Source organism: Kribbella orskensis, assembly GCF_004342085.1.
GTDB lineage: Bacteria > Actinomycetota > Actinomycetes > Propionibacteriales > Kribbellaceae > Kribbella > Kribbella orskensis.
In genome coordinates this window covers 449,123-471,791 of sequence record NZ_SLWM01000005.1, presented here as the reverse complement: position 1 = coordinate 471,791, position 22,669 = coordinate 449,123, and the positions used below count along the sequence as shown (strand labels likewise).

General features: G+C 69.4%; 22 protein-coding genes and 1 pseudogene. 17 read left to right on the top strand and 6 right to left on the bottom strand.

What is annotated here, in order from left to right; all coding sequences use genetic code 11:
• Nucleotides 1–55: 55 nt before the first annotated feature.
• Genes EV644_RS17660 through EV644_RS17650 form a run of 3 tightly spaced genes read left to right on the top strand, consistent with a single transcriptional unit; the run spans nt 56 to nt 1,616 of the window.
• Complete coding sequence (locus tag EV644_RS17660; protein ID WP_132189349.1) at nt 56–598, top strand: CGNR zinc finger domain-containing protein; 543 nt, start codon at nt 56–58, stop codon at nt 596–598.
• Nucleotides 595–1,311, top strand: a complete 717-nt coding sequence (locus EV644_RS17655) for an AzlC family ABC transporter permease (RefSeq protein WP_132189348.1) — start codon at nt 595–597, stop codon at nt 1,309–1,311. The genes EV644_RS17660 and EV644_RS17655 overlap by 4 nt, the downstream gene beginning before the upstream one ends.
• Nucleotides 1,308–1,616, top strand: a complete 309-nt coding sequence (locus EV644_RS17650) for an AzlD domain-containing protein (RefSeq protein WP_132189347.1) — start codon at nt 1,308–1,310, stop codon at nt 1,614–1,616. The genes EV644_RS17655 and EV644_RS17650 overlap by 4 nt, the downstream gene beginning before the upstream one ends.
• A gap of 4 nt (nt 1,617–1,620) precedes the next feature.
• Here EV644_RS17650 and EV644_RS17645 read toward each other — a convergent pair whose 3' ends face one another.
• The 3 genes from EV644_RS17645 to EV644_RS17635 form a co-directional block, all read right to left on the bottom strand.
• Complete coding sequence (locus EV644_RS17645; protein WP_132189346.1) at nt 1,621–2,127, bottom strand: DNA polymerase ligase N-terminal domain-containing protein; 507 nt, start codon at nt 2,125–2,127, stop codon at nt 1,621–1,623.
• A gap of 255 nt (nt 2,128–2,382) precedes the next feature.
• Nucleotides 2,383–3,210 (bottom strand): SigB/SigF/SigG family RNA polymerase sigma factor, encoded by an 828-nt coding sequence (locus EV644_RS17640; protein ID WP_132189345.1) that lies wholly within the window; start codon nt 3,208–3,210, stop codon nt 2,383–2,385.
• 922 nt (nt 3,211–4,132) lie between these two features.
• A complete protein-coding gene (locus EV644_RS17635) occupies nt 4,133–5,005 on the bottom strand; it encodes a LysR family transcriptional regulator (RefSeq protein WP_132189344.1) in 873 nt (290 codons plus the stop codon).
• A 101-nt stretch (nt 5,006–5,106) separates the two neighbouring features.
• Between EV644_RS17635 and EV644_RS17630 the strand changes: the two genes are divergently transcribed.
• Nucleotides 5,107–5,940, top strand: a complete 834-nt coding sequence (locus EV644_RS17630) for a class I SAM-dependent methyltransferase (protein ID WP_132189343.1) — start codon at nt 5,107–5,109, stop codon at nt 5,938–5,940.
• Nucleotides 5,941–6,115: 175 nt separating this feature from the next.
• On the opposite strand, the gene EV644_RS17625 is transcribed toward EV644_RS17630, so the two are convergent.
• On the bottom strand, nt 6,116–6,394 hold the full coding sequence (locus tag EV644_RS17625; RefSeq protein ID WP_132189342.1) for a DUF4235 domain-containing protein: 279 nt from the start codon (nt 6,392–6,394) through the stop codon (nt 6,116–6,118).
• A 208-nt stretch (nt 6,395–6,602) separates the two neighbouring features.
• Between EV644_RS17625 and EV644_RS17620 the strand changes: the two genes are divergently transcribed.
• Complete coding sequence (locus EV644_RS17620; RefSeq protein WP_132189341.1) at nt 6,603–6,974, top strand: glyoxalase superfamily protein; 372 nt, start codon at nt 6,603–6,605, stop codon at nt 6,972–6,974.
• Between the two features lie 409 nt (nt 6,975–7,383).
• The gene (locus EV644_RS17615; RefSeq protein WP_241998296.1) at nt 7,384–7,557 is read left to right on the top strand and encodes a hypothetical protein; all 174 of its coding nucleotides are present in this window, start codon (nt 7,384–7,386) and stop codon (nt 7,555–7,557) included.
• 37 nt (nt 7,558–7,594) lie between these two features.
• On the opposite strand, the gene EV644_RS17610 is transcribed toward EV644_RS17615, so the two are convergent.
• Nucleotides 7,595–8,704, bottom strand: coding sequence for a serine hydrolase domain-containing protein (locus EV644_RS17610; protein ID WP_132189339.1), 1,110 nt, complete (start codon nt 8,702–8,704; stop codon nt 7,595–7,597).
• A 218-nt stretch (nt 8,705–8,922) separates the two neighbouring features.
• Nucleotides 8,923–10,854 (bottom strand): AfsR/SARP family transcriptional regulator, encoded by a 1,932-nt coding sequence (locus tag EV644_RS17605; RefSeq protein WP_132189338.1) that lies wholly within the window; start codon nt 10,852–10,854, stop codon nt 8,923–8,925.
• A 115-nt stretch (nt 10,855–10,969) separates the two neighbouring features.
• Between EV644_RS17605 and EV644_RS17600 the strand changes: the two genes are divergently transcribed.
• From EV644_RS17600 to EV644_RS17555, 11 genes and pseudogenes are all read left to right on the top strand, one after another.
• Nucleotides 10,970–11,848, top strand: coding sequence for an alpha/beta fold hydrolase (locus tag EV644_RS17600; protein WP_132189337.1), 879 nt, complete (start codon nt 10,970–10,972; stop codon nt 11,846–11,848).
• Nucleotides 11,849–11,879: 31 nt separating this feature from the next.
• Nucleotides 11,880–12,815, top strand: coding sequence for a LysR family transcriptional regulator (locus EV644_RS17595; protein ID WP_132189336.1), 936 nt, complete (start codon nt 11,880–11,882; stop codon nt 12,813–12,815).
• 100 nt (nt 12,816–12,915) lie between these two features.
• Nucleotides 12,916–13,665, top strand: coding sequence for an SDR family oxidoreductase (locus tag EV644_RS17590; protein WP_132189335.1), 750 nt, complete (start codon nt 12,916–12,918; stop codon nt 13,663–13,665).
• A 135-nt stretch (nt 13,666–13,800) separates the two neighbouring features.
• Entirely contained in the window at nt 13,801–14,691 is an 891-nt protein-coding gene (locus EV644_RS17585) for an SDR family oxidoreductase (RefSeq protein WP_132189334.1), read from the top strand.
• 2 nt (nt 14,692–14,693) lie between these two features.
• Complete coding sequence (locus tag EV644_RS17580) at nt 14,694–15,644, top strand: amidohydrolase family protein (protein WP_132189333.1); 951 nt, start codon at nt 14,694–14,696, stop codon at nt 15,642–15,644.
• Nucleotides 15,645–15,745: 101 nt separating this feature from the next.
• The gene (locus tag EV644_RS17575) at nt 15,746–16,438 is read left to right on the top strand and encodes a GAF and ANTAR domain-containing protein (RefSeq protein ID WP_132189332.1); all 693 of its coding nucleotides are present in this window, start codon (nt 15,746–15,748) and stop codon (nt 16,436–16,438) included.
• 80 nt (nt 16,439–16,518) lie between these two features.
• Nucleotides 16,519–16,947: pseudogene (locus EV644_RS47775) on the top strand (SWIM zinc finger family protein); the annotation flags it as partial.
• 45 nt (nt 16,948–16,992) lie between these two features.
• Nucleotides 16,993–18,012, top strand: coding sequence for an SWIM zinc finger family protein (locus tag EV644_RS17570; protein ID WP_242001022.1), 1,020 nt, complete (start codon nt 16,993–16,995; stop codon nt 18,010–18,012).
• A complete protein-coding gene (locus tag EV644_RS17565) occupies nt 18,009–19,409 on the top strand; it encodes a DUF5691 domain-containing protein (RefSeq protein WP_132189330.1) in 1,401 nt (466 codons plus the stop codon). Before EV644_RS17570 ends, EV644_RS17565 begins: the two co-directional genes overlap by 4 nt.
• On the top strand, nt 19,406–20,494 hold the full coding sequence (locus EV644_RS17560; protein WP_132189329.1) for an ATP-binding protein: 1,089 nt from the start codon (nt 19,406–19,408) through the stop codon (nt 20,492–20,494). Before EV644_RS17565 ends, EV644_RS17560 begins: the two co-directional genes overlap by 4 nt.
• Nucleotides 20,491–22,668 carry a DUF5682 family protein gene (locus EV644_RS17555; RefSeq protein WP_132189328.1) on the top strand — a complete coding sequence of 726 codons (2,178 nt, stop codon included), beginning with the start codon at nt 20,491–20,493 and terminating at the stop codon, nt 22,666–22,668. Before EV644_RS17560 ends, EV644_RS17555 begins: the two co-directional genes overlap by 4 nt.
• The last annotated feature ends 1 nt before the right edge of the window (nt 22,669 follow it).

The window sequence follows — 22,669 nt, the reverse complement described above, 5'->3', positions numbered from 1 at the left end:
GGCGTTGCCTAACGGGCAAAACAGCTTTAGCTTGTTAGTGGTGAGGTGATGCCCGATGGGCTACCAGCCCGAACTGATCGGCGGACAGTTGCTGCTGGACCTGCTGAACACGGTCTCGTGGCGGCTCGACGACTCCCGGTGGATCGACCTGCTGTCCACCCCGGCGGCCTTGGATGACTGGTGTTCGGCGGTCGGGCTGAGCGCGCCCAGGAACACGAAGCTGGAAGACGTCACCAGGGTGCGGGAGACGGCGTACCTGGTTGTTCTCCCATTGGCGCGAGGCGAGGAGCCCGCAGAGGTCGACCTAGAAGCCTTGCAGGACTTGCTGGTTGATGCGTTGTCCCAGGCGAAGCCGACGGGGGTTCGGCCTCTCGATTGGACGACGGACGACCTGCCCGCGACGCTGGCGCTGTCAGCGGCGAGGTTGCTGGAGCATGAGGACCTCAGCCGGCTCCGCGAGTGCCAGGACGACGACTGTGGCTGGCTGTTCATGGATCGCAGCAAGAACGGCTCGCGGCGCTGGTGCAGTTCGCGGGATTGCGGCAACCGGGCCAGAGCCAAGCGCCACTACCAGCGGGTCCGCGCGGTGCAGTCATGAGCCGGGCGGCGTCCAGCATGTTCGGCGGAGCCGCCTCCGGCGACAGGAGAGCGGAGTTCATCGACGGGATGCGGCTGGGCATCGGGCCCGGCAGCGCTGCCTTCGTGCTCGCTCTCAGCTTCGGAGCCGAGGCACAGGCGCGCGGCTGGGGATTCGCGCTGCCGGTGCTCTTCTCGATGTTCGCGTTCTCCGGGTCAGCCCAGTTCACCCTGCTGACCACGCTGGCCAGTGGCACCGCGCTGGCCGCGATCACGTCTGCGACGCTGATCAACGCCCGGTACCTGGTGATGAGCGTGGCCCTGAACAACAGCCTGCAGGGCAGTCGGTTGTCCCGGGCGCTCCAGGCGCAAGCTCTGGTGGACGCGTCGTTTGTCGTTGCCCATCGCAACGATGGTGGCTTCGACGTGGCTCGGCTGATCGGTGCGAGCGTGCCGCAGTGGCTGCTCTGGGTGAGCGGTACCGCGATCGGCGCCCTGACCTCGCCCTCGCCGGATCTCATGCACAAGTTGGGGATCGACGTCGCGTTCCCGGCGTTCTTCCTGCTGCTGGCGCTGGACGAGCTCAGGCGGTCCAGGCGCGCACTCGTCGCAGGCTTGCTCGGCGGAGCCATCGCCGGGGTTCTGCTCTTCGTGACCAGCCCTGGTTATGCGCTGCTCGGAGCAACCGCCGCCGCGCTGCTCGGCGTACTCCCAGAGGATGGTGAGACGGCATGAAGTTGTGGCTCTCGGTGCTGGCCGTGACGGTGATCAGCTGGTTGATGAAGGCGAGTGCACCGCTGGCGATCGGCAAGCGCAAGTTGCCGCCGACGGCGATCAGGATGACCGCCTTGACGGCGCCGGTGCTGCTGGCGGGGCTGATCGTCACCGAGCTCGGGGGTGAGGGCTGGAGTGAACTCGACTGGACCCAGTTGGTCGGAGTCGGTGCTGCGGGAGGTCTGTTCCTGGTCAAGGTGCCGATGCTGCTCGCGGTCGCGGCCGGCATCGCGGTGACAGCCCTGATCCGGCTCGGCCTGGCCTGACCGATCAGTCCTTCGTGGCAGCCATCTCCTCGATGGTGAGGCCGCTGAGGATCGACTGTGGTTCGGCGCTGGTGAGGTCGAGCGAGGGATTCGCGGCGTCGTCGCGGACCTTCACCAGCAGCCAGTCGCCGTCACGTCCGGTGCGAGTGAAGGCCCAGGAGCCGCTCAGCTTGACACCCTGCAACCGGAACCGGAAATGGCCGCCCTCGATCGCGTCGGCCGGCGACACCGGCTTGCCCCGCTTGTCCCTGGTCTGGTTCTGGTAGACGCCGGCGTCCCAGACGATCACCGCGCCACTGCCGTACACGCTGCCGGCGATGACGCCCTCGTACTCGGCGTACTCGATCGAGTGGTCGCCGGTCGGGACCGCCAGTCTCTTGACGGTCGGGTCCAGCGACGGCCCGCGCGGCACCGCCCACGACTTCAGCACGCCGTCCACCTCGAGCCGGACGTCGTAGTGCAGCCTCCGCGCGTCGTGCAGCTGAACCACAAAGATCGGTGCCGTTGGCATCTAGTGTCCCGTAAGCGCTGTAACTTGACGTTATCGGTGTCCAGGCACGCACCTCGCGGCGCTTGCCCAGCGCCCACGATGCTCCGCATCGAGGCCACTGTTCAAGCACCGCGATGCACCCACCTGGACACCGCTATCGTTCAAGCTACATCGCTTACGGGACACTAATGCCTGCTCCTCCGCTGGTGGTCCGCCAAGTCAAGCTTACGGCGAACCACCGCGGGGGAGGGCGCTACCGGGCTGATCGGGAGGGGATCAGGCTGCGGCAGCGGCGGGGGGCTCGATCTGGTCGCGCAGGCGGTCGAGAATGCCGCGCAGCAGGCGGGAGACCTGCATCTGGCTGACGCCGATCTCGGCGCCGATGTCGGCCTGGGTGTGGCCCTCGACGAAGCGCAGTTCGAGGATCCTTCGTTCGCGCGGGGCGAGCTCGTTCAGCACCGGCTCGAGCACGGCGACCGCCTCGGAATGCTCGAACGCGCTGTCCTCCTCGTCCGCGATCGTGTCGGCCAGGCTGGCGGTCGACTCACCGTCGACGGGACGGTCCAGCGACAGCACGGAGAAGCAGCCGTCCGCGGCGATCGCGGCCTCGACCTCGGACACGGTGGTGCCGAGCTCCGCGGCGAGCTCCTCGAGGGTGGGATCGCGCTGCAGATCCTGCACCAGTTGCGGGCGCACGGAGGCGATCGAACCCTGCAGTTCCTGCAGTCTGCGCGGGATGCGAACGGTCCAGGAGCAGTCGCGGAAGTACCGTTTCACCTCACCGCGGATGGTCGGTACGGCGTACGCCAGGAACGGCGTCTCCGTGTCGGGGCGGTAGCTCCGGGCCGCTTTGAGCAACCCGAGGTAGGCGACCTGGTCAAGGTCGTCGGCTTCGACCCCGCGGCCGCGGAACCGGCTTGCGATGCTGTGGGCGATGCCGAGGTTGAGCTCGATCGCCTGCTCCAGCAGAGACTGCCGGAGGGTTTCGTCTGTGCTGCCGGCTCGCCGCTCGAGAAGGGAGCGGGTGGCTTGGTCGCGGCGCTGCTTCGGATCGGTTGCTGCAGTCTGCTCGTCGACGGTGGTGCGTGCAAGTACGGTAACCATGATTCTTGACCTCGCGACTGTTAGTCACGGCGCGGCACATGTCTGGACCGCGGTCAATATCTGTGAGGTCATTCCTACCCCATGGATTGCGAAGTTATACATCCGACCTCCGAACGAGACGAACTCGGGGGGACGAAACGCGCCGGAAACACTGCCCTGGTTGACCAAGACCGCCAACCATGTGCAGTCCGGTATCCGGCGTCGCGACTGTCCGTAACGCACCTGAAGCAAACTCGGAGGACCCGAGGTCCTCGTGACGCAGGGCGGAGCTAGTGCCCTGCGTCGCACCTGACCACCGCAATCACTCAAAACAACATCCGACCCACGCACGCTAGCGGACCACGGAGGGCGCGAAACCTCGCCCGCGCAGCCGCAGAGTGTGCTCCGCCAGTGCTGTGGGGGTTCGCCCACTGTCAGAGCAGTGGGGTAACCCCCAGAGCAGTGGGGTAACCCCCAGAGGAGGCGGCGAACCCCCCAGAGCACCAGTGACCCCCGGAGGGCGCGAAACCTCGCCCGCGCAGCCGCAGAGTGTGCTCGGCCCGTGCTGTGGGGGTTCGCCCACTGTCAGAGCAGTGGGGTAACCCCCCGAGGAGGCAGCGAACCCCCAGAGCACCAGTGGACCCCCGGAGGACGCGAAACCACGCCCGCGGAGCCGCAGAGTGTGCTCGGCCCCAGAGGAGGCAGCGAACCCCCAGAGCACCAGTGGACCCCGGAGGACGCGAAACCTCGCCCGCGCAGCCGCAGAGTGTGCTCGGCCCGTGCTGTGGGGGTTCGCCCACTGTCAGAGCAGTGGGGTAAGCCCCCGAGGAGGCAGCGAACCCCCGGAGCACCAGGGAGGCTTCGCCGCTGACCGCCGAGTGTGGGGCTGGCGTGGGTGTCATGGCGCGGGGCAATCGGGTTATGGCGACGCGGCCAGGCACCGCTAGTCGAGCGAACGGAGCGCGGCCAGGGCGGCGGGGGGAACCCGCGAAGAGTCACGCCAGCGCAGCGACCACCCGTACGGCGGGACGCCGGCCGCGAGAGGTTTGACCACGACCCCGTCGGGGGAAGGCGTGGAAAGCAACCCGAGCGCGACGCACTCGCCGGCTCGCACGAGCTCCAGCGCGGAGCTCGTCCCGTCCGTGCTCGCGGGGTGCCGCCGCGGCGCGAATCCCGCAGTACGGCAGCAAGCCAGGATGAACTCGTTCCACTCGGGAGCGAAGTCGTCGCGCGGAAGATAGTGCGTCTCGTTCGTCAACTCCCGCACTGCGACCGCGTCCGACGTCGCGAGCGGGTGGTTCCTCGGCAGCGCGACTCCCAGAGCCTCGCGGCGGATGAGCCGCTGCATGACACCGTCCGGGCAGGCGGCCGTGGAGCCGCACAGGGCGAGGTCGAGCTCGCCGGTGAGCAGGCGCTTCTCCTGATCGCGGCTGCCGCGGCTGCTGACCTCGAGGCGGAACCCGGGCAGCCGCTCCCGGAGCCGGGCGAGCACCGCGCGTGGCGTGACCAGGTCCGTGTGCAGGACGTCGATGCGGAGCACCTGGTCCCGACCGGCCGCGGCGGTCGCCTCGGCGACACCCGACCTGATCGCGGCGAGCGCACCCTGGGCGTGCGGCAGGAAAGCGGCGCCTGCCGCGGTCAGGGTCACACCGCGGGGCGACCGGTTGAAGAGCTGGGCTCCGAGTTGCGTCTCCAGCCGACGGATCTGGTTGCTGAGCGCCGGCTGTGACACGTAGAGCCTGCGCGCTGCTGCGGTGAAGTGCAGTTCCTCCGCCATCACCAGGAAGTACCGCACCAACCGTAAATCGACGTCCATGCCTTTCAGGACCTTCCCCACCTGCGGTGATAACCAGAAGTTGTGACCGTAGTGCGACTCTGTCTTGGACGTCGAGGCCTGAGTGCGCGGAACGTGATTCCATGACGACATCGCCCGGGGAGCTCCGGTCCAGCTGGGAACAGCAGCAGAGTGTTCATGCGCCTGATCGCGAGCTCCGCTTCTCGCTGATGCTGGATTACATCGAGCGCTTGAGTGAATCCTCCTTGGCGGCTTCGCGTTTGCGGGTTGTCGACCTGGCCTGTGGCCCGGGGTCGATCACGCGCAGGGTGCTCGACCGGTTCCCCTCGGCCGGGGTAGTTGCCCTCGACATCGATCCGTTGCTGCTGGAACTGGCTCGCGACGCCTTCGCGGGGGATGCGCGGGTCGAGGTGGTGACGCGGCAACTCGCCGAGGCCGACTGGTGGAAGGACCTCGGCGGAGAGTTCGACGCAGTACTGACTGCGACGGCGATGCACTGGTTGCCGCCGTGCGCGCTGTCCGGGGTCTATGCCGGCGTCGCGCGGTTACTCCGGCCTGGCGGGTTGTTCGCCAACGCGGACCACCTACCGTTGGCCGACCCCGTACTGCGGGACGCGGCGGACGGGTTGCACGCGGACTACCTGCGGGAGACCTTCGCGGCCGGGGTGGAGAGCTGTGACGAGTGGTACGAGCGCGCCTACGCCGATCCGCGGTACGAGGGTTGGTGGGAGGTGAGGCGCGAGGTGTTCGCGCATTGGTCCGGTGATCTGCTCGAACCGGAGGAGTGGCACCTCGCCCTGCTGCGGCGATCCGGCTTCGAACGAGCCGGGGTGGTCTGGCGGCGCGGAAACGACGCGCTGCTGATCGCGCTGCGCGGGCTGAGTGCTCAGGCGATGGTGGACGACCTGCTCGACGAGACCCGCAGACCTGATGTCACCCTTGAACCGCCCGGCTGATACCGGTGCGACCCCGGCGCTGTCTGCTCAACGCCGAGGCCTTGGGCAACCAGTACTTGCATCCTTCAAGTGCCCCTGAAGTGCCGTTTCATGCGCCCGGACGGACTGATCCCCGGCCGGAGGGGGTGGAGTGGCCGGGGATCAGGCTGGGGGTGTCGCTGTGGTTCTGTGGGTGTCAGTTGCCCGGCCATTCGCCGGTCCAGCGTTCGAAGGCCTTGGCGCCGCCGCGGTCGACCGCCGCCTTGACGACGGCGTACACGGCTCCTTGCAGTGCGGCGGCCAGCAGGACCTCGCGCCAGGGGTACTCGGACTGCAGCGCGTCGGGGGCGTCGTCCTTGTCGCTGATCCGGCGCCAGACCTGCTTGAAGATCGCGCCCGCGACCAGGCCGCCGGCGATGCCGGAGATCAGGCCGACCGGGCGGTAGGCGAGTTTCACTGCCTTGTTGCTACTCATTTGCTCCGTCCCATGATCCAAGCCGTCGCGTGCCGGCTGTTCACTGCCATGCCGCCCCGGTACCCACGGACCATCACGCCAAGCAACCGCACAGGGTTCCACCGGTACCGCTGGCGGATTCGCAGGGCTTCTGGGGGTGGTGGGCGTTGGCTTCTGGTGGCACTGTGGCGGGTTAGGTTGCGGGGAGGCGAACTCCTGGAGGGGAACTATGGACTGGAAGCTCGAGCTGGTGTCGGTGCCGGTGTCGGACGTGGACCGGGCGAAGGCGTTCTACACCGAGAAGATCGGCTTCAACGCCGACCACGACCACAAGGTCACCGACGAACTCCGGTTCGTCCAGCTGACCCCGCCGGGCTCAGCCTGTTCGATTGCCATCGGAACCGGGATGCCGCAGGCGGAGCCGGGCTCCGTTCGCGGTCTGCAGATCGTGGTGGCCGATGTGGCGGCCGCCCGCGCGGAGCTGGTCGGGCGCGGTGTCGAGGTCACCGAGGTCCAGGAGATGCCCTGGGGCAGCTTCGTCTTCTTCGAAGACCCCGACGGCAACGGCTGGGCCCTCCAGCAGGTCCCCGTCTACAACTGAATGACAGACAGGCGGTTCGAAAGTTGTTGTCCGGTCGAGGATGCGATCGGTAGGTCATTCGCGAGGAAGCTGCTCGTTCGGGTCCCGGTACCCGCCGATCAGACCTCGAACCGCCAAGCCCAAACCGTCAAGTCTGCAAGGGGTCTGGGGTTAACGGTTGTGGTTCAGGGGGTGAAGAAAGGGGCTCCGGCGGGGATCCATTTCCGAGGATCGGACAGTTCGAGATACCGCTGGGTCAGCACTGGTCACCGGTTGTAGGGTGGCCTTTGGTTGAGCAGCCAGCCGGCGTTGGATGCGCCGACGACTGCGGTCTCTGCCGAGGACGACTATGGCCGATCTGCATCACCACACCAAACCTGCAGTACGACGCCGCAAATCCGCTGCCGCCCCTGTTCAGAATGCTGGTGCCATGCCTGTTGCCACTTCCCCGCGACCGGAGACGACGCGGCCGGAAGCCGTCCAGGTCCACATCGGCGGCCGCTGGATCGCCGGTCAAGCCCTCGCCCGCCGCAGCGGCGAGGTCCTCGTCAGCCACCACGGCCACCTCGTCTGGGTAGACCAGCAGTCCGTCCGCACCCCCTGACCCCCGCGCACGCGGTTGGACTGCTTCGCGCCAGGTTCTACTTGGCGGTGGATTCGGCTACCAGGGCGCCGAGCTGGATGGCGGCGTCGGCCTGGGTCGGGTTGAAGTGGTTCTTGGTGAGGGCGAAGGTGGTGCCGGTGGCGTGGTCGGCCCAGGCGGCGCTGCCACCCATGCCGGGGATGCCGAAGACCGTCGGGGTCTCCTCGGCGGTGGAGCCGAGCCGGCCGATCGGGTAGCCGAGGGCCCAGGTGGCCGGGTTGCCCATGAACTCGTCGTTCGCGACCAGCGCCGGGCTGGAGATCTGCGCGAACCGCTCCGGGCCGACCAACCGAACCCCGTCCACCTCGCCGAGCAGCGCGGCGTACAGCTTCGCGATGCCGCGGGCGGACAGCGTGCCGCCGGAGGGTAGGTCCGCCATCAGCACGTCCGGGCGGTTGGCGAAGTCGGCGGTCGGCATCACCGCGGCCGGGGCGACCTTGGCGAACAGCTGACCTACCATCGCCATCATCTCCTCGATCCCGTCGGCCTCGTGCAGCGTGGCGACCCGGGGCAACTCGCTCGCCGGTACGCCGAAGTACACCTCGTCCGCGATGCCGAGGGGTTCGGTGATCTCCTCGCGGAGGACCTGGGAGATCGGCTTGCCGGTGGCCCGGCGTACCAGTTCGCCGACCAGGAAGCCGAAGGTCTGGGCGTGGTACGTCATCTTGGTGCCCGGCTCCCACCACAGCTCCGAGTCCGCCAGCGCCTCGGTCATCGTGGTCCAGTTCGTCAGGTCCTCGATCGTGGTGGTCAGCGGGATCGCGGGCAGTCCGATGGAGTGGGTCAGCACGTGCCGCAGGGTGGCCTTGTCCTTGCCGTGCGCGGCGAACTCCGGCCAGACGTCCGCGATGGGCGCGTCGTACTCGAGGACGCCGCGGTCGACCAGCACGTTCGCCACGGTCGCGGTGGCTGCCTTGCCGGTGGAGGCGGCGTAGAAGAGCGTGTCCGAGGTGACCGGCCGGCCCGTATCCCGGTCAGCCGCACCCGCGACGGCGTCGACGACGAGTTCGCCCCGGTGGTAGACCGCGACCTGCAGGCCGATCTCGGCCCCGGACGCGACCAACTCGTCGATTGCGTGCTGGACCCGGTCCTGAAGGTTGTCGCTCATGGGGTTGTCCTTACTGTCCAGAGAGGCATCTGTCAGGAGTAGGTCGGAGCCTCCGGACGGTTCTTGACATCCTTCACCAGCCTTCCCGGACATGGCCGGACCGGCCCTGGGTGATCAGGCCGCGGCCGGTCCGGGGGTCGCTCTCAGAGCGTCAAGTTGTTGCCTGCTCAGTAAACGACGTGCAGTTCGTAGTCGTCGCCGGGGAAAGCGCTGCCGTCTCAGCGCAGTGCGAGGGCCAGCTCGTCGAGCTGTCGCGATACCGGGCCGAAGGCAACTAAGCCGCTACCGGCGCCTGCGAGTTCCGTTGCCGCAGGCTCTAGAGCGGCCGAGGCCCGCTGCATGACCCGACGGTTGCCTAGCGCAATCGCCGCCCGGGCGGTCAGACACCACATTGCCTCGAGCAACAGATCTCCAGGTGGATCCGGAGTCTCTTCCAGAGCCACCTCGGCCTCGGCGCGACGACCCTCGGCCAGGAGCGCCAGCGGCCGCACCCACGGCTCGTACGGCCCCCAGTCGTCGCCTGCGGGTGACCCGTTCAGGGACAGCAGCGCGAGCGGCAGGAGACCCCGCTCCAGCCCCGGCATCCCAGAGCCATCCAGCAGTACCGCGGCCTCCCGGTACGCCGCCTCCGCGCCGAGCTGGTCGAACACGGCGAGGCGGAGCGCGCGGTACCACCGGGTGAAAACGCCGACCAGTGGAAGCTCATGCCGCTCCGCGAGCCGGTCGGCCGCCGCGGCGTGCTCGTCGGCGCCGGCGAAGTCCCCCGCAGCACTGCGGGCCTGAAGGCGGACGAGGTGGCCGAGGACCTCGTAGGTGACCAGTGCGTGCCGGGCGGACAGCGCGATCAAGTCCGCGCCGATCGCATCCCGCTCGGGCGCGAGCCCCGCGCGGTGGAAGGTCTGCATGAACAACCCGTTCAGCGCGAACGCCAGCAGTGCCGGGTCCTCCAACCGCCGGGCCAACCGCACGGCCCCCCGAGCCGCCTCACCACCACGCTCCGCGCTCACACCACGGGACTCGATGGCGATGGTGGCCAGCAGGCGGGAGCGGGCGGCCTCATGACCGTCGCCCGGGAGCGCGGCCAGAGCGCGCTCAGCCGCTGCGACGAGTTGGTTGGCGTGGTTCTGGTCGTCCGAGCGGGTCCAGATGGCCGGGACGTCGTAGGCGCCGATGACGCGAGGGGTGAGTTCGACATCGCCCAGTTCCTCCGCTGCTTTGACGGCTGCCAGGCGGTGCTCGCGAGCCGCCTCCAAGCCGCCGCCACCCGTCACCGCGAGATTGCGCAGCAGCCCGATGGTCGACTCCAGCCGCGCGCGGGCGCCAGACGCGACCGCCCGGTCGTACGCCGCCGTCGCCTGCGCCCAGACCTGACCGGCGGTTCCACCAGTTCCCGGATCGAGGTGATCCGCCTGGTTGAGGATGTCCGCCTCCAGTCGGCGGAGTGCCTGGCCGGGGTCCACCCCCAACTGCTCGACGAGCAACGCCCGCGCCCTCCGCAGTACCGCGAGCGCGTCGCCCTGGCGGTCTGAGCGATACAGGGCGAGTGCCAGCAGGCGCCAGGCGTCCTCGCGCCACGGGTGCTCGGCCACATGCGCGTCCAGGTCCGGTATCGCCTCAGCCGCGAGACCCAGCGCCAGCCTCGCCTCGGCTTGCCGTTCGACCGCGAGCAGGCGGACCTCCGCCAGGCGGGACCGCTCCGCGTGGGTCCACGGCGCGTCCGCGAACTCGGCATACGCGGGTCCCCGCCACCAGGCCAAAGCCTCTTGCAGCCGGTTGAGTGCGTCCCGCGGCGGCATCTTGGCCGTCGCCTCCATCACCTGCTCGAAGCGCCAGGAGTCCACCTCCCACGGTTTGGCCCGCAACGCATAGCCCGGGCCTTCGGTGACCAGCAGCGCGGCCGGAGTACGGGCTGGTCGGTCGGGTTCCAGCGCGCGGCGAAGTGCGGACACAAACGTGCGGACCGCGCTCACTGCTCCGGCCGGCGGGCTGACCCAGAGGTCGTCGACCAGGACCTCGAGCGGTACGACGCGGCCGCGGGCGACGATCAGCCGTGCGAGTACCGCGCGGTGCTGCGGCCCCTTCAAGGCGATCGCGCTGCCGTCGGCCGCCCAGGCCGTCACCGGCCCGAGTACTCCGAACTCGACCTGCACCCCGTGATCACCTCTCTCCGCGGTCTCCCGGGTCACGGTATCGCCGTGCTCATCGGATGCTCATCGGCGCGCGGCAGGCTCTGAGGTGACCCCGACGAAAAGGAAACCGAACACCATGGCACCGACGATCCCCGGCTTCGACTACCAGCGCGTCAGCGTCGCGGACGGAGTCTCCCTGCGCGCGGCCGTCGGCGGCACGGGCAGCCCGATCGTGCTGCTGCACGGCTTCCCGCAGACGCACCTGATGTGGCGGCACGTCGCTGCCGACCTGGCCGCCGACCACACCGTGATCTGTCCGGACCTGCGCGGCTACGGCGGCAGCGACAAGCCCGCCGAGACCGACGGCAGCGTCTACTCCAAGCGCACCATGGCGGCCGATGTCGTCACCCTCGCCCGAGCGTTGGGGCACGAGCGGTTCGCCCTGGCCGGGCATGATCGCGGCGCACTGGTCGCCTTCCGGGCCGGGCTCGACCACCCGGACGCGATCACCCACCTCGCCAGTCTGGACGTGCTGCCGACGCTGGACATGTGGGACGCGCTCCACGGCGTCACCGCGTCCGTTGCCTTCCACCTCTACCTGATGGCCCAGCCGGCCGGTCTGCCCGAGCAGTTGATCGCCGCGAGCCCGGACCTGTTCTTCGGCTACTTCCTCGACCTCTGGACGAACGACCCGCAGGCGATCCCGGCCGACATCCGCGCCGCCTACCTGGAGGCCTGCCGCAACGCCGTACCGTCGATCGTCGCCGACTACCGCGCCTCCGCGGGGATCGACGTCGAGCACGACCAGGCAGACCGTGCCTCGGGCAACCAGTTGCAGATGCCGGTGACCGTTCTCCAGCAGGACTGGGGTTCCGCCCTCGGCTTCGACGCCGCCGCCCTCTGGAGGGCCTGGTCTCCCGACCTCCACCACTCCACCGTCACCACGGGCCACTTCATGGCCGAAGAATCACCCGCAGACGTCGCCAAGTCCCTCCGCGACCTCCTTACCCGGTAACCCGTCGTGAGGGGGATGCCAGACTCTGGGGATGGAGTTGCGGCAACTGGAGTACTTCGTAGCGGTGGCGCACGAGCGGAGTTTCACGCTGGCGGCGCGGCGGCTGCATGTGGTGCAGAGCGCGGTGAGTGCGGCGATCGCCTCGCTGGAGCGGGATCTGAAGGTGACCCTGTTCGAGCGGAGTGCGCAGCGCGTCGTCCTGACCGAAGCCGGTACTGCGCTGTTGCCCGAGGCGCTCGCGGTGATGGACGCGGTCCAGGGCGCGCGTGATGTCGTCGACGAGTTGGGCGCGGGGATGCGTGGGTCGGTGCGGGTCGGACTGCTGCCCGGGCTCGGGCTGATCGACCTGCCGGCCGCGGCCGGGGAGTTCCGCCGGCGCCACCAGAACGTCGAGCTGCAACTGCGGGTCGAGCCCGAGGGATCGGCGGGCGTCGTCGTCGGGCTGCGCAACGGGGACATCGACGTCGGGTTCCTCGGGGTCGCCGAGGGGAGTGTGCCGCGGGAGCTGACGGCGTGGGAGCTGCTCCGGGTGCCGCAGGTGCTGGCGGTTCCGACCAGTCACCGGCTGGCCCGGCGCCGGTCGATCACCCTCGTCGAGCTCGCGGATGAGGCGTTCGTGGACTTCCCGCCGGGCTTCGGCACCAGGACGCTGATCGACCAGAAGTTCGAGGCGGCCGGGATCGAGCGGCAGGTCGTGGTGGAGGCGCTCGGTATCGACAACGGCGTCCAGTTCGTCCAGCACGGCGTCGGCCTCGGCATCCTGCCCGGCTACGCGGTGGCGGGAATGGAGGGGATCCGCGCGGTGCCGATCTCGGACCACACCTTCCAGTGGTCGCTCTACATGGCGACGCTGCGGAAGCGGAAACCGACCGCCGCCCTGCGCGCGCTGCTCGGCCTGGTCACCGCGCATCTCCGGCACCCCGAGGGGACCGAGCCGGGCCGCGATCTGATGGATCACCAAAACTGATCCACCCATCGACTTGAGTCGTTGGACTTGATGCATCGCCCGGAGCAGGATCTAGGTGTCAGCAAGAAACGCAGCACCTGATCTGAAGGAGCAAAGGGCGATGACGCAGAACGACACCACCACCGAGCGGGTCGCGATCGTGACCGGCGGTTCCCGGGGCATCGGCCGCGAGACGGCGACCCGCCTGGGCCGCGACGGCTACGCGGTCGTGATCAACTACGCCGGCAACCAGGCCGAGGCCGAGGAAGCGGTCAAGGAGGTCGAGCAGGCGGGCGGCCGGGCGATCGCGATCCGGGCCGACGTCGCCGACGAGACCGCCGTGGCGAGCCTGTTCGACCAGACCGAGGAAGCCTTCGGCGGGGTGGACGTCATCGTCCACGCGGCGGGCATCATGCCGCTGGCGCCGCTGGTGGACCTCGACCTCGCGGTCTTCGACAGTGTCGTCCGGACCAACCTGCGCGGCACCTTCGTGGTCGACCAGCAGGCCGCCCGCCGGCTGCGCAACGGCGGCTCGATCATCAACATCTCCAGCTCGCTCACCAAGCTCGCCCGGCCGAACTACTCGGCCTACGCCGCGACCAAGGGTGGCGTCGAGGCGATCACCCTGATCCTGGCCCGTGAGCTCCGCGGCCGCGACATCACCGTCAACGCGGTGGCCCCCGGCCCGACCGCGACCGCGCTGTTCTTCGAAGGCAAGCCGCAGGAGCTGATCGACCGGATCGCCGCCGAGCCGCCGCTGGAGCGCCTGGGCCAGCCCGAGGACATCTCCGAGATCGTCGCCTTCCTGGCCGGCCCGGCCCGCTGGATCAACGGCCAGGTCATCTACGCCAACGGCGGCTCCGCCGCCTGAGCCTCGAACCACCCCGGCGGCCTGGCCGCCTGACCCACCGGCGAACCGTGGCCGGCGCACATCCTCCGAAAAACCTGGGCGGCGTCCACCGCCGGACACCCCCATGCCAGATTCCCGAGAAAGTGGAGACCTGAGATGAGCAAGACGATCCTGATCAGCGGTGCTTCCAGTGGCTTCGGCGCCCTCACCGCGCACGCTCTGGCCGATGCCGGCCACACCGTGTACGCCGGGATGCGCGACGTCGCCGGCCGGAACGCGGCTGCCGCGGCCGAGGCCAAGCAGTACTCCGACGAGCACAAGGTCGACCTTCGCACCGTGGAGCTCGACGTCAGCTCCGACGAGTCCACCCGGCAGGCAGTGCAGACGGTGCTCGCGGAGCAGGGCAAGCTCGACGTCCTGATCCACAACGCCGGCCACATGGTCACCGGCCCGGCCGAGGCCTTCACCCCGGAGCAGCTGGCCGACCTCTACGACACGAACGTGCTCGGCACACAGCGCCTCAACCGCGCGGCTCTCCCGCATCTCCGCGAGCAGCACGACGGCCTGCTCCTGTGGGTAGGAAGCTCCAGCACCCGCGGCGGCACCCCGCCGTACCTGGCTCCGTACTTCGCGGCGAAGGCGGCCATGGACGCGCTGGCGGTCAGCTACGCGCTGGAGGTGGCGCGGTTCGGCATCGAGAGCACGATCGTCGTCCCGGGTTCCTTCACCCACGGCACGAACCACTTCGCGCACAGCGGCAAGCCGGCCGACGCAGACATCGTCGCGGCCTACGAGACCCGGTACGCCGGGCTGATGGACCAGGTCGCGCAGAAGCTGCGCGAGCTGGAGCCGGAGTGGGCCGACGTGGCCGAGGTGGCGAAGGCGATCGTGACCGTGGTCGACACCGAGAAGGGCAAGCGTCCGTTCCGGGTCCACATCGACCCGTCCGACGACGGCGCGGCCGTGGTGAACGCGGTGGCCGACCGGGTCCGGACCGAGTTCCTCCGCCGGGTCGAGCTGGACGACCTGTTGCACCCGACGGCGTGACCATGCAACCGACGGTCGACGTCCACGCCCACTTCCTGCTGCCGGAGTACGTCGCGGCGGCGGAGCGGGCCGGACACCTCCGCCCGGACGGGATGCCGGGGTGGCCGGAGTGGAACGTCCGTCGGCAGCTCGACCTGATGGACGACACCGGGATCACCAAAGCGGTGCTCTCGGTGTCGTCCCCGGGCGTGCACTTCGGGGACGACTTCCGGGCCCAGGTGCTGGCCCGCCGGATGAACGAGGCGGCCGCCGACCTGGGCGAGGACCACCCGGGCCGGTTCGGGTTCTTCGCGAGCCTGCCGCTCCCGGACGTGGACGGCGCGCTGGTGGAGCTCGAGTACGCCTACGACAGCCTGCACGCCGACGGCGTCGTACTGATGAGCAACGCGGGCGGGCAGTACCCCGGAGATCCGTCCTGGGATCGCCTCTGGCGCGAGCTGGATGCGCGGTCCGCGGTGGTCTTCCTGCACCCGACCTCCCCGCCGCAGTGGCGACAGGTCGCGCTGGACCGCCCCCGGCCGATGATCGAGTTCCTCTTCGACGAAGCCCGGGCGGTGGCCGACCTGGCACTGACCGGGATCTTCACCCGCTACCCGAACGTGCGGTTCATCGTCACCCATGCCGGCGACGTCTTGCCGCTGCTTGGTGATCGCCTGGATCTCTTCCGGCACACCTACTCCACCGCTCCGGTAGACGAGTTGCCCGCCGTCAGTTCCCAGTTGCGGAATCTCTGGCACGACGTCGCCGGTACGCCGGTGCCGGGGCAACTGCCGATCCTCGATGCGGTCGCAGGGGCGGATCGCCTGCTGTACGGCAGCGACTACGGGTTCACCCCGAACGAGGCGATCGCGGAGCAGGTGGCGGCCCTGGACGCGTCACCCGCGGCTGAGGGCTGGAGAGCCAGGACCACGGAGAACGCGGTACGGCTGCTGCCGGTGCGGGTCGATGCCTGAGAGCGCAACGAGGTTGGCGTGTACGCCGCGGGCCGACCGACGATAATCGGAAGTGGGTGGGCAGCCTGCCCGCAGTAGCGATCCGGACGAGAGGTGGCTCGGTGGACGTAAGGGATGACGGAGCGGACGTCGCGGACGTCTTCGCCCGGCTGGCGGTCGAGCTGCACGAGGAGACGGGTCTCAACGAGACGGTCGAGGCGGTCGTCCAGTTCGCGTTGCAAGCGGTCAGCTGCACCCATGCGGGCGTAGCCCTGGCGCAGCGCGGGCGGCACTTCGAAACCATCGCCGTCACCGATCCGCTGGTCGAACAGTCCGACCAGCTCCAGCTCGACTGCGGCGAGGGCCCTTCGCTTGCTGTGCTCGCGAACCGCGACACCGTCCTGATCGCCGACACCGAGAGCGACGATCGCTGGCCGGTCTGGGGTCCGAAGGTCGCGGCGCTCGGTCTGCGGAGTGTGCTGACCGTCCGGCTGCACACGAGCGGCTCGACGCTGGGCGTGCTGCAACTGTTCAACACCGAGCCCTACGCGTTCGAGGCCGACGACGACGCGGTCGCGCACATCCTCGCCCGGCACGCCTCGGTGGCGTTGTCGAACGCGCGCCAGGAAGCCTCGCTGTGGCACGCGATCGACGCGCGCAAGCTGATCGGCCAGGCCCAGGGCATCCTGATGGAGCGCTTCGGCATCGACGGCGACCAGGCGTTCGCGGTCCTGCGCCGCTACTCCCAGGACAACAACATCAAGCTCCGCGACGTCGCCCAGCGCCTGATCGACACCCGGAAACTCCCGTCCTGAAGACGGAGGTGGTTCCGTCACCGGGCTGCGGCACTTTGTGCACGAACTGAGCAGATCCCGGGGATCCGGCCACTCAGCCGGTGCACAAGGTGGGGCCTTGGGTAGCCAGTCGGGGCCCTGTACGCGAAATAGCCTGTTCGAGGTCTCTGCGGGGTGTCCGAGGTCCCTACAACTGGGCGTCGTCGGCGCGGGCGGCGGCCCTCGGGTGCAGGGTGTGGTGGCGGGTTTGTTGGGCTGTCGGCGTCAGGTGGCATGCTCTCGGGGTGGCATGGGAATTGGAGCGGGTGCTGGCGCTGGCGCCGGATGCTGCTTCGGCCAAGGCTGGGCAGGGGCAGGCTCGGGGGGCTAAGTGGGCCGGTGCCGGCGCTTCTGAGCAGGCGGTCTGGGGGTTGTGCCAAGGGAGTGGGAAGCAGCCGTATCAGACGGTCGTCGAATTGGCTGGGCCTGCGTTCAAGTGCTCGTGCCCCAGCCGGAAGTTTCCCTGCAAGCACGCTCTGGGGCTGCTGTTGCTGTGGGCGACCGGCGAGGTACCACCGGCTGAAGAACCTGACTGGGTGTCCGGCTGGCTGGCGGAGCGCGCCGGTCGGGCCGAGCGGTCTGCGGAGCGGGCTGAGAAGAAGCCAGGCGAGGTGGCGGACCCGCTGGCTGCCCAGCAGCGGGCATCCCGGCGAGCTGATCGGGTCTCCGCGGGCATGGCCGAGCTGCAGAGCTGGCTGGACGACCAGGTACGCCGAGGGTTGAGCGGATTCGAGCAGCGCGGGTACTCCGAGCTGAGCCGCCTGGCCGCGCGCATGGTGGACGCGCAGGCGCCTGGCGTGGCAGGAGCCGTACGCCGAGCCGCCGGGGTGGTCGGGCGCGGCCACGGCTGGCCGGGCGAGCTCCTGGAAGAGCTGTCCCTCATCCACCTGGTGGTGTCCGCCCACGGCAGGCTCGGCGAGTTGCCACCCGCATTGGCCGACACTGTGCAGTCGAGGATCGGCTGGACCGTCGAGACCGCCCGGGTCCTCGCCGAAGGGGAGAAGGTCGAGGACGACTGGCACGTCCTCGGCCGGGTGATCGAGCCGGACGACCGCCTGACCGTACGGCGCTTGTGGTTGCGCGGGGTCACCACCGGCAGGCTCGCGCTGATCCTCAACTTCGCGCCGGCCGGGCGGCAACTGGATCCCCTTCCGGCCCGTCCGGGCGAGCTTGTCCCCGGCGTGCTGTCGTTCTACCCGGGCGCACTGCCGATGCGGGCACTTCTCACTCAGACGGCACCCCGCCTGCCGTCCCCGAGGCCGGGTGGCCTGAACGCGAAGCAGGCACTGGCGTCGTACGTCGAGTCGCTGGCGGCGGATCCGTGGAACGAACGCTGGCCGCTGGTCCTGGCCGACGTGCGTCCGGCCAAGAACGGCGAGAACTGGGCGCTCGTGGACCAGGCGGGTGACGCGCTGGAGGTACTGCCGGGAGTGGATCTGTGGAAGCTGCTCGCGGTCTCGGCGGGTGATCCCGTGACGGTGGCCGGCGAGTGGAATCGCGCCGGGTTCAAGCCGATGACGTGCTGGGACGGCGATCGGCCGGTGATCCTGTCATGAGGGGCTGGGATGGCTTGGTCAGTTCGGCGTTGCTCGGGACCGAGCGGCGGCCGCCGCGGTTCGAGGAGTTGCCGGAGAAGATCCAGGAGCAGTTGGGCGAAGGTGGGCTACTCGATGCCGCCGCGCTGGCGACCCTCTACAAAAGAGCCGGCCGCACGCCGCTCGAAGGTCTCACGCCGCTGGAGCCTGCGGTGGGAGAAGACCGTCCGCTCCCCAGACCCGTTGCGATCCGCAGGCTCGCCGCGATGCTCACCGGCTTCCAGACAGCCGCACTCGGCGAGTGGTTGCGTGCGGCGAACGAACGAGGCTGGGGTGTCCCGCCGGAGCACCTTCCCGCGCTGGCCGACTACGCGCGCAACCGCGCGGAGTACCGGCCGTTGGTGATCGCGGCGGCCGGGCGACGGGCGAGCTGGCTCGCGGATCTCAACCCGGACTGGCGGTTCCTGCACGATGCGGTTGTCGAGGGCAACGATTTGGCGATCTGGACGCATGGCAACGCCCTGCAGCGGCGGAGCTGGTTGCGCTCGTTGCGTCGCCGCGATCCCGCTGCTGCGCTCGAGGCGCTCCAAGAGGTCTGGCCGACCGAACCCGCCGCTACCCGGCTGGACTTCCTCGGGCTGCTGGCCGAGCAGTTGTCGCCGGCCGACGAGGAGTTCTGCGAGACCGCCCTCGACGACCGCTCGAAGGAGGTACGCCGGGCCGCGGCGACCCTGCTCGCACGGATCCCCGGTTCGCAGTACGGCGAACGCATGGCGCAGCGGGTGTGGTCCCATCTGACGGTCAGCCAGGGGGTCATCGCGGTCACTCTGCCGACTAGGGTGGACTCGTCGATGCTGCGGGACGGAATCGACCCGCAGCCGCACGAGGGGCTTGGTAAGCGGGCCTGGTGGTTTCGGCAGATCCTTGCCGCCGCGCCGCTGTCCGCCTCCAAGCTCGAGCAGCTCGGGATGCCGGTCGAAGGGTGTGCCCCGGAGGTCGTTCAGGTCGCCTGGGCGGAGGCGGCCGTGCGCGAGCGATCGGCCGACTGGGCGCGCGCCTTGCTAACCACGAACGCCACGACCGACAACCGGACCGCCGAGCTGCTGCGGATTCTGCCACCTGAGGAGTGGGTGTCCGCCATCGAGTTGCTGCGGGCAAGGATCGACCTCGCGGACCTGGTCGGCGGACTGCCTGTGCCGTGGCCGGCGCCGCTGGCGATCTTCGTCCTCGACCAGCTGGCGAAGCTGGGGCCGGCCCGCAGATGGGCCCGGCTGGCGAGCATCGCCGCGCGCGCGGTACCGGCCGACGTACTGAACCATCCGATCACTCGTGAGCCGACCGGTGAGGAAGACACCTGGCGGCGGCGCCTTGTCGAGACCCTGATCTTCCGTCGTGAGATGTACGAGGAGCTGTCATGACCGTGAGCCCTGCAGTCCTGCGCCCGCATGCCGAGGACGAGTACGCGGCGGAGCTGGCCGCGCTGATCGTCGCGGACGACCGGCCGCGGCCACCTGCCTGGCGGATGTCCCCGGCCGCGGTGGTGACGTATCTCCTGGGTGGCAAGGCGGGAGAGGTGGAGATCACACCGAAGTACGTGGGACCGCGGCGCCTCGTGGAGGTCGCCGTCGCGACGCTGGCGACGGATCGCGCGCTGCTGCTGCTCGGCGTACCGGGTACTGCGAAGACGTGGGTCAGCGAGCACCTCGCCGCGGCCATCAGCGGGGATTCCACCTTGCTGGTGCAGGGGACCGCGGGCACCGCCGAGGAGGCGATCCGCTACGGCTGGAACTACGCGCAGTTGATTGCCCAGGGCCCCAGTGAGGCGGCGCTGGTGCCGAGTCCGGTGTTCCGGGCGATGGCGGACGCGAAGATCGCCCGGATCGAGGAGCTGACCCGGATGCCGTCCGACGTCCAGGACGCCCTCATCACGATCCTGTCCGAGAAGGCGCTGCCGATCTCCGAGCTGGGCACGGAAGTCCAGGCGCGCAAGGGATTCAACGTCATCGCCACAGCGAACGATCGCGACAAGGGCGTGAACGAACTGTCGAGCGCGCTCCGGCGGCGCTTCAACACTGTCGTGCTGCCGTTGCCGGATTCTGCCGAGGACGAGGTGGAGATCGTGTCGCGCCGGGTGGCGCAGCTCGGGACGTCGCTCGAACTGCCTCAGCAGGACGACGCGCTGGACGAGATCCGCCGCGTGGTCACGGTGTTCCGCGAGCTCCGCTCCGGGCGGACCGAGGACGGCCGGACCGCGGTGAAGTCGCCGTCCGGCACGTTGTCCACCGCGGAGGCGATCAGCGTGGTGACCGGTGGTCTCGCCCTCGCCGCGCACTTCGGCGATGGCGTACTGCGCTCGAACGACGTGGCGGGCGGCATCCTCGGAGCCGTGGTCAAGGATCCCTCGGCGGATCGCGTGGTCTGGTCGGAGTACCTGGAGACGGTGGTCCGCGAGCGGGACGGCTGGGCCGACTTCTACCGGGCCTGCAGGGACATCGCCGGATGACCGTTCACCTCTTCGGGATCCGGCACCACGGACCGGGTTCGGCCCGGGCGCTGGCGGCTGCCCTCGCAGAGTTGCAGCCTGACGTCGTACTGATCGAGGGACCGCCCGAGGCCGACAAGGTGGTGGAGCTCGCCGCGTCCGACGAGATGGTGCCGCCGGTGGCGCTGCTCGCTTATGCGGTGGACGATTCGACCCGGGCCGCCTTCTGGCCGTTCGCGGTGTTCAGCCCCGAATGGCAGGCGATCCGGCACGCGCTGGCGGCCGTAGTACCGGTGCGGTTCTGCGATCTGCCGGCGGCGTACCAGTTCGGCAGCTCGGATCGCTCGGAGCGGCGGGGGCTGTCGGCGGATCCGCTGGCGACGCTGGCCGCGGCCGGTGGGTACGACGATCCCGAACGCTGGTGGGACGACGTGATCGAGCATCGGCGCGACGGGGCCGAGCCTTTCACGGTGATCGGGGAGGCGATGGGCGAGCTGCGCCGGGACGAGACGGCGATCGGCCGCGAGGCGCAGCGCGAGGCCTACATGCGCACGGTTCTGCGCAAGGCGCTGCGTGAGGGTTTCGAGCGGATCGCCGTGATCTGTGGTGCCTGGCATGTGCCTGCTCTGCAAGCACCGTTGCCCCCGGCAACTCATGACGCACGCATCCTCAAGGGACTGCCCAAACGCAAGGTCGCCTGCACCTGGGTGCCGTGGACGCACGGCCGGCTCGCGAGCTCCAGCGGGTACGGCGCCGGAGTCACCTCGCCCGGCTGGTACCACCATCTGTTCACGGCGCCCGACCAGATCACCGCGCGCTGGCTCGGCAAGGTCGCGCGCGTACTGCGGGCCGAGGACCTCCCTGTGTCGAGTGCTCACGTGATCGAGGCGGTCCGGCTGGCGGAAGCCCTGGCTGCTCTACGGGAGCGACCACTCGCCGGGTTGAGCGAGGTCACGGAGGCCACCCGGGCGGTCATGTGCGGCGGCAACGACGTACTGCTCGACCTGGTCACTCGTGAGGCTGTGGTGGGCGAGTTGCTCGGCGCAGTACCGGGTGATACTCCGCAAGCGCCGGTGGCGGCGGATCTTGCCGCACAGGCCAGGCGGTTGCGGTTGAAGCGGGACACCGCCGAACGCGTGGTGGAGCTCGACCTGCGGAAGCCGAACGACCTGGAGAAGTCGAGGTTGCTGCACCGGTTGCGGATTCTCGGCATCGACTGGGGCGTGCCGACCGCGGACGAACGGCGCAACCAGGGCACGTTCCGCGAGACCTGGACGCTCAGCTGGGATCCCGGTCTGGAGGTCGATCTCGTGGCCGCCGGCGCCCATGGGACAACCGTGCTCGGTGCTGCGACGACGGTGATGCTGCGCGTCGCCGACGAGTCGTCCACGTTGGCTGAGGTGACATCTGCGCTGGAGCGGTCGCTGCTCGCTGACCTGGCCGAGGCGTTGCCGGCTCTGCTGCAGGGCGTCGACACCAGGGCGGCGAAGGATGCCGACGTCGGTCACCTGATGGCGGCGCTGCCTGCGTTGGCGCGATCCGCCCGGTATGGCGATGTGCGTGGAAGCTCTGCCGAAGGACTGGGATTGGTCGCCGGCCGGATGGTCTCTCGGGTGTGCGCCGGGCTCGGGCGAACCGTGCACGGGTTGGATCCCGAGGCTGCGGCATCGGTGCTCGAACTGATCGACGGGGTGCAGGATGCGACCGCCTTGCTCGACGAGGCCGTCCGGCTCGAGTGGTTGGCGACACTGGAAGGACTGAGCGGTCGGTCGTCCGTTCCGCCGTTGATCGCCGGACGGCTGACCCGGTTGATGCTCGATACCTCGCGACTGGATACTGCCGAGGTCGCGCTCCGGTTGGGCCGGGCGCTCTCTCCCGGTACGCCGACCGCCGATGCCGCCGGGTATGTCGAGGGGTTCTTGGCTGGTGGTGGTCTGCTGCTGGTGCACGACGAACGCCTACTGGCGTTGGTGGACTCGTGGCTGACCGCGATCCCCGACGACGCGTTCCTGGAGGCGTTGCCGCTGCTCCGGCGTACCTTCGGGACCTTCGCCTCGCCGGAGCGCCGGTCGATCGGGGACCGGGCCCGCGCGCTGGGTGATCCGGCCGCGATGGTGGTTGCTGATGACAACGAACTGGATTCGTTGCTGGCGGCATCCGTTTTGCCCGTCGTGGCGCGATTGCTGGGAGTGTGAT

Excerpts from the sequence above, each read along its gene's own strand:
- EV644_RS17650 (WP_132189347.1), top strand. The coding sequence starts at position 1,308 with ATGAAGTTGTGGCTCTCGGTGCTGGCCGTGACGGTGATCAGCTGGTTG.
- EV644_RS17595 (WP_132189336.1), top strand. The coding sequence starts at position 11,880 with ATGGAGTTGCGGCAACTGGAGTACTTCGTAGCGGTGGCGCACGAGCGG.
- EV644_RS17565 (WP_132189330.1), top strand. The coding sequence starts at position 18,009 with ATGAGGGGCTGGGATGGCTTGGTCAGTTCGGCGTTGCTCGGGACCGAG.
- EV644_RS17645 (WP_132189346.1), bottom strand. The coding sequence starts at position 2,127 with ATGCCAACGGCACCGATCTTTGTGGTTCAGCTGCACGACGCGCGGAGG.
- EV644_RS17600 (WP_132189337.1), top strand. The coding sequence starts at position 10,970 with ATGGCACCGACGATCCCCGGCTTCGACTACCAGCGCGTCAGCGTCGCG.
- EV644_RS17585 (WP_132189334.1), top strand. The coding sequence starts at position 13,801 with ATGAGCAAGACGATCCTGATCAGCGGTGCTTCCAGTGGCTTCGGCGCC.
- EV644_RS17610 (WP_132189339.1), bottom strand. The coding sequence starts at position 8,704 with ATGAGCGACAACCTTCAGGACCGGGTCCAGCACGCAATCGACGAGTTG.
- EV644_RS17590 (WP_132189335.1), top strand. The coding sequence starts at position 12,916 with ATGACGCAGAACGACACCACCACCGAGCGGGTCGCGATCGTGACCGGC.
- EV644_RS17620 (WP_132189341.1), top strand. The coding sequence starts at position 6,603 with ATGGACTGGAAGCTCGAGCTGGTGTCGGTGCCGGTGTCGGACGTGGAC.
- EV644_RS17580 (WP_132189333.1), top strand. The coding sequence starts at position 14,694 with ATGCAACCGACGGTCGACGTCCACGCCCACTTCCTGCTGCCGGAGTAC.
- EV644_RS17625 (WP_132189342.1), bottom strand. The coding sequence starts at position 6,394 with ATGAGTAGCAACAAGGCAGTGAAACTCGCCTACCGCCCGGTCGGCCTG.
- EV644_RS17615 (WP_241998296.1), top strand. The coding sequence starts at position 7,384 with ATGCCTGTTGCCACTTCCCCGCGACCGGAGACGACGCGGCCGGAAGCC.
- EV644_RS17630 (WP_132189343.1), top strand. The coding sequence starts at position 5,107 with ATGACGACATCGCCCGGGGAGCTCCGGTCCAGCTGGGAACAGCAGCAG.
- EV644_RS17655 (WP_132189348.1), top strand. The coding sequence starts at position 595 with ATGAGCCGGGCGGCGTCCAGCATGTTCGGCGGAGCCGCCTCCGGCGAC.
- EV644_RS17660 (WP_132189349.1), top strand. The coding sequence starts at position 56 with ATGGGCTACCAGCCCGAACTGATCGGCGGACAGTTGCTGCTGGACCTG.
- EV644_RS17635 (WP_132189344.1), bottom strand. The coding sequence starts at position 5,005 with ATGGACGTCGATTTACGGTTGGTGCGGTACTTCCTGGTGATGGCGGAG.
- EV644_RS17560 (WP_132189329.1), top strand. The coding sequence starts at position 19,406 with ATGACCGTGAGCCCTGCAGTCCTGCGCCCGCATGCCGAGGACGAGTAC.
- EV644_RS17555 (WP_132189328.1), top strand. The coding sequence starts at position 20,491 with ATGACCGTTCACCTCTTCGGGATCCGGCACCACGGACCGGGTTCGGCC.
- EV644_RS17640 (WP_132189345.1), bottom strand. The coding sequence starts at position 3,210 with ATGGTTACCGTACTTGCACGCACCACCGTCGACGAGCAGACTGCAGCA.